The 8,017-nt window shown below is 31.6% G+C and carries 8 protein-coding genes; 2 read left to right on the top strand and 6 right to left on the bottom strand.

What is annotated here, in order from left to right:
* Window positions 1-80: 80 nt before the first annotated feature.
* Genes SOR60_RS04900 through SOR60_RS04890 form a run of 3 tightly spaced genes read right to left on the bottom strand, consistent with a single transcriptional unit; the run spans window position 81 to window position 3,264 of the window.
* Window positions 81-1,121, bottom strand: a complete 1,041-nt coding sequence (locus SOR60_RS04900) for a s-methyl-5-thioribose-1-phosphate isomerase (protein ID WP_154540445.1) — start codon at window positions 1,119-1,121, stop codon at window positions 81-83.
* A gap of 15 nt (window positions 1,122-1,136) precedes the next feature.
* Window positions 1,137-1,961: a purine-nucleoside phosphorylase gene (locus tag SOR60_RS04895; RefSeq protein ID WP_320595374.1), complete on the bottom strand. Its 825-nt coding sequence runs from the start codon at window positions 1,959-1,961 to the stop codon at window positions 1,137-1,139.
* Window positions 1,951-3,264 (bottom strand): APC family permease, encoded by a 1,314-nt coding sequence (locus SOR60_RS04890; RefSeq protein WP_320595373.1) that lies wholly within the window; start codon window positions 3,262-3,264, stop codon window positions 1,951-1,953. Before SOR60_RS04890 ends, SOR60_RS04895 begins: the two co-directional genes overlap by 11 nt.
* Window positions 3,265-3,431: 167 nt before the next feature.
* On the opposite strand from SOR60_RS04890, the gene SOR60_RS04885 reads away from it, so the two are divergent.
* Window positions 3,432-4,196 carry a DeoR/GlpR family DNA-binding transcription regulator gene (locus SOR60_RS04885; RefSeq protein ID WP_320595372.1) on the top strand — a complete coding sequence of 255 codons (765 nt, stop codon included), beginning with the start codon at window positions 3,432-3,434 and terminating at the stop codon, window positions 4,194-4,196.
* Window positions 4,197-4,198: 2 nt separating this feature from the next.
* Window positions 4,199-4,783, top strand: coding sequence for a class II aldolase/adducin family protein (locus SOR60_RS04880; RefSeq protein WP_320595371.1), 585 nt, complete (start codon window positions 4,199-4,201; stop codon window positions 4,781-4,783).
* Between the two features lie 111 nt (window positions 4,784-4,894).
* Here the strand turns inward: SOR60_RS04880 and SOR60_RS04875 are convergent, their stop codons facing one another.
* The 3 genes from SOR60_RS04875 to SOR60_RS04865 all read right to left on the bottom strand — a co-directional run bounded on the left by SOR60_RS04875 (window position 4,895) and on the right by SOR60_RS04865 (window position 7,865).
* Window positions 4,895-6,094, bottom strand: coding sequence for an oxygen-binding di-iron domain-containing protein (locus SOR60_RS04875; RefSeq protein ID WP_320595370.1), 1,200 nt, complete (start codon window positions 6,092-6,094; stop codon window positions 4,895-4,897).
* 231 nt (window positions 6,095-6,325) lie between these two features.
* A complete protein-coding gene (locus SOR60_RS04870; RefSeq protein WP_320595369.1) occupies window positions 6,326-7,324 on the bottom strand; it encodes a DUF979 domain-containing protein in 999 nt (332 codons plus the stop codon).
* Window positions 7,317-7,865, bottom strand: a complete 549-nt coding sequence (locus SOR60_RS04865; RefSeq protein ID WP_320595375.1) for a 5-oxoproline transporter, DUF969 family subunit — start codon at window positions 7,863-7,865, stop codon at window positions 7,317-7,319. Before SOR60_RS04865 ends, SOR60_RS04870 begins: the two co-directional genes overlap by 8 nt.
* Between the last annotated feature and the right edge of the window lie 152 nt (window positions 7,866-8,017).

The following is an 8,017-nucleotide window of genomic DNA, read 5'->3' as shown; positions in this document are numbered from 1 at the left end:
GACTTTATATCATAGTAAAAAGCGAGTTTTTAATCTCGCTTTTTATAAATTAATAAAAATTCTATTTTTGTGTTATAAAACTAATAAAATCTCTTGGTTTCACTATCAAAATATGTGTGGAGATTTTCAGGATCATAGTTTCCCTTATCAGTTACTATCTTATCTATAAATTCCTTTCCTGTTATATCAAATGAAGGATACAGTGCTTTGACATTTTTTGCCGTTCTTCCTTCTAGGACAAGATTTGGGTCACGCATTTCTATAGTAATATCCTCTCTTGTATATTTATCATCATCTGGTATACCTGTTACATAGTAAGGAATATTAAAATGTTTAGAAAGTATAGCTATTTGGTAGGTTCCTATTTTATTAGCAACATTTCCATCTCTTGTGATTGTATCAGCTGCAGATGTAAATAAATCTATACCAATATTTTCCATAAGATATGCTATGGCATTGTCTGTAACAATGGTTGTTTCAAATCCCATTTCACTACAACAAGTTGCTGTAAGTCTTGCTCCCTGATAGTATGGACGAGTTTCGGCACAGTAAAAACTTACATTTTTCTCTTCTTCTTTTAGGATTCTTAACATCATTCCGATAATTGTTTCGCCAAAACATTGAGTTAGAATCTTATCCCCATCTTTTATAAGTAAACATAGATTTTTAGCTACAATTTCCATAGTTGAATATCTTCTATTAAGAGATTTTATGGTATCATTCTTAATAGCTTCAGCTGGATCTTTCTTCTCTTTTATAGCTTTAATTCCAATATCCAGACTATTTTCAGTAATTTTTCTCATCCTATTTTCTGTAGTTGGGCGAGCGGTTGCAATTTGTTCGGACGCATTTTTTAGAAACTCTATTTTATCATCATCTTTAAGATTTCTTGCCTGATAAGCTGCAAGAGCCATTCCCATTCCAGCTGCAGTATAAGGACCTGCACTTTGGGTTACCATGTCCTTTATAGCTTGGCGAACATCCATGTATGATTTACAATTAACGTATGATACTTCTTTTGGATATATTCTCCTATCTAAGATTTTGACTTCTCCTTCTTCATACCAAGCCACATGTTCATATTGGAGCATATAAGGCAAATTGTAATCGTATCTTTCCACGAGTACTCCTTTCTATTATATTTTCTTTAAGATATTTAAAATAAGTCTTTGGAACTTATCTGATGCTTTTTCAGCAACTTCTTCCACTTCACTTCCGTCCATATTTTCTATCCTATCTGAACTGTAGTTTGTTGCAAGAGATAGGCATAAGACCTTTATACCACAATGGCCTGCTGTAAGTGATTCTGTTAAGGTAGACATACCAACCATGTCTGCACCTAAAAGTCTCATAGCTCTAATTTCTGCTGGTGTTTCAAAAAAAGGCCCCACTGTATAGAAGTAAACTCCTTCTTTTAAGGCAAAACCTTCTTCGATTGCTGACTCTATTGCTACTTTTCTTAATTCTTTATCATATAAGTTATCTATTGGATAAAATCTTTCCCCAAACTCATATAGATTATTTCCTCTGGTTGGACTAACAGATGCAAAGTTTAGGTGGTCTGTTATTAGACATATATCACCAGGATGAATATTGTAATTAATAGCACCAGCTGCATTTGTTAAAATTAGGGTTTTTATACCTAAAAGTTTCATAACATATACTGGTCTTGCAAGTTCACTATATTCATATCCTTCATAATAATGGAATCTTCCAGCCATACATAAGACTTTTTTTCCAGAAAGTTTTCCATATATAAACTTCCCCGGGTGACTTTTTACGGTAGATTCTAGGAAATCAGGTATATCTGTATATGGTATTTCTATCTTATCTTCCATAATATCTAATAGCTTTCCAAGACCTGTTCCTAAAACTACTGCATAAGATACTTCATCTTTTATTATTGATTTTATATAATCAGCTGATTTTTTATAAGAATCATAAGATTTTTTATTTATCATCTTTACTCCTTATTTTTACATATGGTTCTCTTAACTTAGCGTAAATGGCGACTATTACACAATAGATAAACATAACCCCTATACCAAATGGACCTATAAAGTCAATATTAGAATAAAACCCACCTGCAAATACAAACAGGCAAAATATAGGTAGAACAGTCATAGCCCATCTAGGAAGTTTAAAGTAAGCCTTTTCATAAGCTTCTTTATTTCTTTTCGGTAGAAACATAACAGCTATAATAGGCATCGCTGCAAATATTAGACCTATATTATTTCCTAAAACAGCAATTATTTCAAGTGTTCCACCAGTTACTATTGGAATCATTCCAAGAATATAAAATATTAGTAAAAGGAAGTGAGGGGTATTAAATTTCTTATTTCTTTTAGCTAAAATTTTAGGCAACCAACCATCTTCAACAGCAACAGCTAATCCTTTAGGAGCCCACGCAAAAACAGCATTTAAAGAAGATGCAACTGCAAACATAGCACCACCTACCATAAAGAAATAGTAAATAGGTTTCGTGAATATTTCATTTGCTACATTTCCTAAAGTTTTATAAGCAACTTCTTCAATAGGAAGTACTCCAGTTGCTACAAAACCAACACATAAATATATTATTGAAACCAATACAGTTGAAATTATCATAGCTAGCGGAATATTTTTGCCGGGATTTTCAGCATCCTCACCAAATTCGTTTATGTATTCAGCACCAACAAGAGAAAATCTTACCAAGAAAATACCAGCTACAAACTCTGTAAAACCATTTGGCATAATAGTCTTCATTTGGGTATAAGGTTTGAATGTGGTGATTTTTGGAAAGCCTAATACTATAAATAGGCCAATAGAGATTACCAGCACTATAACTAGTAAATTTTGAAATCTTACTGCTGTTTTAACTCCCATTATATTTACTAAAAATACAACTGTCATCATTATACCAGCAACAATACTTACATTTATACTGGGAATCAGTTCTTTCATATACTCTGCGAAACCGATTGCATAGTTTGCTAAAACTAGTTGTCCTGCTGCAAGTAAAGCTACATAGAAGAATCCTGCCTTCTTTCCTATAAGATCTCTTACATAAGTATATTGTCCTCCATTTGCTGGTATTGCAGAACCTAGGGTTGCAAGACATATATTGGTAATAGCGACAATAATTCCTGCTACAATAAATGCTAGGGGAACACCATGTCCTGTTTTTCCAATGGCAATACCTGTTAGAATCATAACTCCTGATCCTATAATTTGCCCCACTCCTATACCTATGAGGTCAAATAAGGATATCTTTGAATTTTTCATAAAACCTCCTTTAAGTTTATTTACAATAAGTATAACAAATTAAAAACAAAAAATAAAGATATTATTGTAAAAAGTTGGAATTTTATGATGATAAAAAACTAGAAATTTTAAGATTTATAGGTTATCATATTATTATAATTGGAAAAAATTGGAATGTAGGAGCTAATATGCTTAAAGAAGAAAGACATAATAAAATTATTAAAGAACTAGATAGAAATCACTTATTAAATTTAAAAGAATTTGCAAAAAAGATAAATGTAAGTGAGGAGACTATTAGGAAAGATTTTATAGCATTAGAAAATTTAAATGTTTTAAAAAGAACTAGGGGTGGAGCAGTCTCAACAGATGAAAAGTATTTTGGTATTTCAAATCTAGTAAAGAAAAATTTATGCAAGAAGGAAAAACAATATATAGGAAAGCTTGCTATAAAATATATCCATACCAAGGATACTATTTTTGTTGACAATTCTACTACTTGTATAGAGTTGGCTAAGCTAATGGTTGAGAAAAAGCTTTGTGTAAGAATCATTACCAATTCTATGGATATAGCGAATATAGTCTGTCAATCAAATAATATAGAACTTTTTATTCTTGCAGGAAAATATAGTAAACATAGTAATTCTTTTATGGGAGCTTTGACTATGAATAACATAGAAAACTATAAGTCGGATATAGCTTTTGTAAGCTTTGCCACTATAAACCATGATTTAGGATTTGGAGATAATAATTTTGATAATTTACTTTTAAGAAGTAAGATGATTAGTCGTTCAGATAGAAGTATTGCATTGATGGACTATACCAAGTTTTCTGATGATACTGCCAAATTTTTTTGTGAAACTAAATTGGTAGATATGATTATAACTGATCAAAACATAAGAGATGATATTTTTAGAAAGTTTAAGAAATCAGGTATAAGAATAATAAAGGAGTAAGTATGAATTATAGGAAAAAATTAGTAGAAGCAGGAAAAAAACTTTATAATCTAGGTCTTGTAGCAGGAACAAGTGGAAATATATCAATTAAAGAAAATGATGATAGCTATTATATTACCCCATCTGGTTTATCATATGAAAGTATGAAAGAAGAAGATATAGTTAGGATTCATAAAGATGGTTCAGCATATAAAAAAGAGCAAAAGCCATCATCAGAGTGGATGATGCATCTTGAAATATACAAAAAATATCCAAATTATGAAGCCATAGTCCATACTCATTCTACTGTAGCTACTTCATTTGCAGTTTCTAGAGTTAATATTCCCTTGATATTAATTGAAATGAAACCTTTTTTAGGTGGAGATATAAAAGTTGCACCTTTTGAAGCTGCTGGAAGCAAAGAACTTGCTGAGTCTATAATTCCTTATCTAAAGGACAGAAATTCATGTCTTTTAGCAAACCATGGTGTAGTTTCATGTGGTAAAGATTTAGAAAGTGCCTTTATTTCTGCAGAATACGTAGAAGATGCAGCAAAGATTTACTTTAATTCAAGACTTATTGGAAACCCATACATTATAGAAGAATAAAAAAAGAGGATATTGCAGTAATCTGCAAATCCCCTTTTTTATTTTTCAAAATATTTATTAGGAGCTTCTGATAATTCTACAAAGCTAATTAAAGTGTTTCTTTAGAATCTGTTATTTCTCTAAAGACTTAAGAAGTTCAGAAACTAGTTCTTTTGCTTCACTTAAGTCTTCTTTTTCAGGATTGTAATTAACTTTAATTTCTTTATCTATAACTTCAAAACCAGACTCTTCTAGAGATTGTCTTAAAACTTTATTTCCTTCTCCTGACCAACCATATGTTCCAAAAACTGCTGCTTTTTTGTTTTTAAATTTAAGTTGTTTTAAGAAATATAACCATTTAGCAACAGTTGCCAAAACTCCATTTAGATATGTTGGAGAACCAAGTACTATAGCTTTTGATTTAAATACTTCAGTCATAATGTCATTTTTGTCCACATGAGGAATACTTAAAACTTTAACTTTTGTATCTGGTGCTTGAAGTTCAATTTCTTTTCCGATTTCATGGGCTATTGATTTTGTACCATTCCACATTGTATCATATACAACAGTTATTTGATCTTCTTGATAAGCATCTGCCCATTCAGCATATTTTCCTACTATTTGTAAAGGATTGTCTCTCCATATAGCACCGTGACTTGTTGCAATTATATCAATAGGAAGGTTTAGTTCAACTATTTCATCAATCTTTTTTGTAACAAAGTTTGAAAATGGATTAAGGATATTTGCATAATATTTTATAGCTTGTTCCCATAAAGTGCATTGGTCAGCCTTGTCATTAAATAATTCTGACACAGCATAATGTTGGCCAAAGGCATCGTTTGAAAATAAGATATTATCTTCTGTAAGATATGTAGCCATTGAATCTGGCCAGTGTAACATCATCATTTCTACGAATATGAGTTTTTTACCGTTTCCTATATCTAGGCTATCTCCAGTTTTTACAACTTGATAGTTCCACTCTGGATGATGGAATTGGCCAATAATTGATTTTTTGGCATTTGCTGTACAATATATTGGGGTATCTGGAATTTCTTTCATAATTTCAACTAAGGCGCCAGCATGGTCAACTTCACCATGGTTAGCTACAATGTAGTCTATTTTTTCTAAGTCTATTTCAGTTTTTAAATTGTCTAAAAACTCACTTGAATGAGGTTGCCAAACTGTATCTATTAATACTGTTTTTTCTTCTTCTATTAGGTAGGAATTTTGACTTGATCCCTTATCTACAGAATAATCAGAACCATGAAATTCTCTAAGTTCCCAATCTATTTTCCCAACCCAAGAAACATTGTTTTTTATATGCTTTCTCATAATATCTCCTTTTAGTGTTTCACATAATAAACATATACAAATATTCTTTGTATCAATATTAACCACCTTTATTGTAGCGTTGAGTTTCCATTGATATCTGTAACATAAGTGACATTTGAGAATTTTATTTAGATATTAGGTTAAAATATACTTTTAGGGAATTTAAAAACTGATTCTTAAAGAAGACTTATGTATAACTTTAAAAATCAGTTTAAAATAAAATTATTTTACTTAAAATGCTAAAACAAGCATTAAAATGATATGAGCAACTATAAGTGCAAGGGCAACTGGAGTTTGAATTTTCATAATTGATTTTTCATCCTCACATTCAAGTATTGCCGCTGGTACTATATTAAAGTTTGCTGCCATTGGTGTCATTAGAGTACCACAAAAACCACAAGTCATACCCAATGAAGCAACAATTGCTGGGTCTCCACCATTTCCTATAATAAATGGAACTGCAACTCCTATGGTCATTACGGTAAAGGCTGCAAAGGCATTTCCCATAATCATAGTAAATAGAACCATTCCTATACAATATGCTATTACACCAAATACTCTTGATTCTGCTGGAACGATAGCACTCATACCAGCTCCTATAATTTCTCCAACTCCTGCTGTTGCAAAGATTCCACCCAAGGCTCCTAAAAGTTGTGGTAAAAGTGATGATGAACCTATTTGCATAAGCATCTTGGCTGTGTCTTCTTTTGTTTCCTTAAAGTTTGCACGTGTTATAGCAACTGCAAGAACTATTGCTATAACTGAAGTGATACCCAAAACTTGGGCTGCTGAGAATCCAAAGAATACTTCAGACCCATCTTCTGCTGTATCAACTACGATTTTAAATGACTTAAATTGAGCCATAATCATAGCTATAATTCCCATAGCAAAGGCTGGGATAAAGATTTTGTTTCCAGCAATTTTACCGTATTTTTTCTTTTGTTCTTCTGTTTGTTCTTTAAATTCACCCATTTTTACATTATTGGTTACTGTTATAACAGCGATTACCATAAGCATTGCACCTATAAAAGCACCACCAAACTCAAATTTATCAATTATAAATTTACCAAAGGCAAATAAGAATCCTAAGATTGTCCAAAATAGAAATGTTCCTATAGGAGATTTCTCGTTAGAAAGTCCCTTAAAGCCTGCAAGTAGACATATAAGACCACATATTATATAAATAATCTCATCAATTATTACTGTATTTTGGTAGATAAAATCAAACATTCTTATCCCCCTTTCTTATCTTTCTTTCAAAGAAATAACATTGGATAAGAGCTATAACAATCATTGCAACACCTGCAAAAATAGATGTGTTGGCAATGCTTGCAGCTGTTACATTATAACCTGCTTCAGCAAGTACACCTTGCATTAACAATACCCCACTTGAAACTGGGAAGATGTTTTGACCAAAGAAGTTTCCATAGTTTTCACTAGCTCCTGCAAGAGCCTTTAATTGTTCGACTTCTTCGTCTGTCAACTTACGATTTTTCTCTGCTGCACCTTGGGCCATAGGAAGAATGATTGGTCTAATAAATTGTATGTGACCACCAAGTCTAAGAGAAAGTGCTGCAGCTACTGTTCTTATAACTATATAAAGACCAATAACAGCTCCCGCTGATGCTGATTTAATTTTTTGGATAGCTTCAGCAGCTCTTTCCTTTAAGCCATATCTTTCCATAATTGCTATAAGTGGTAAACCTAATAAAAATAAATACATGTACCTATTGTTTAAAAATCCATTACCAATTAAGTCTTGTACTTCGATAAGGCTAATTCCTTAAACAAGACATGTAACAAGTCTTGATAATAAAACGACTGCTACTACATCAAGTTTTAGGGCAAACCCTATAACTATAATAAGTATTCCTACTAATACGAAATAATTCATAATACCTCCTTTTTTTAAAATTATATATT

The organism is Anaerococcus porci, from assembly GCF_034090325.1.
Classification (GTDB): Bacteria; Bacillota; Clostridia; order Tissierellales; family Peptoniphilaceae; genus Anaerococcus; species Anaerococcus porci.
This window is presented reverse-complemented; position numbering and strand designations above follow the sequence as displayed.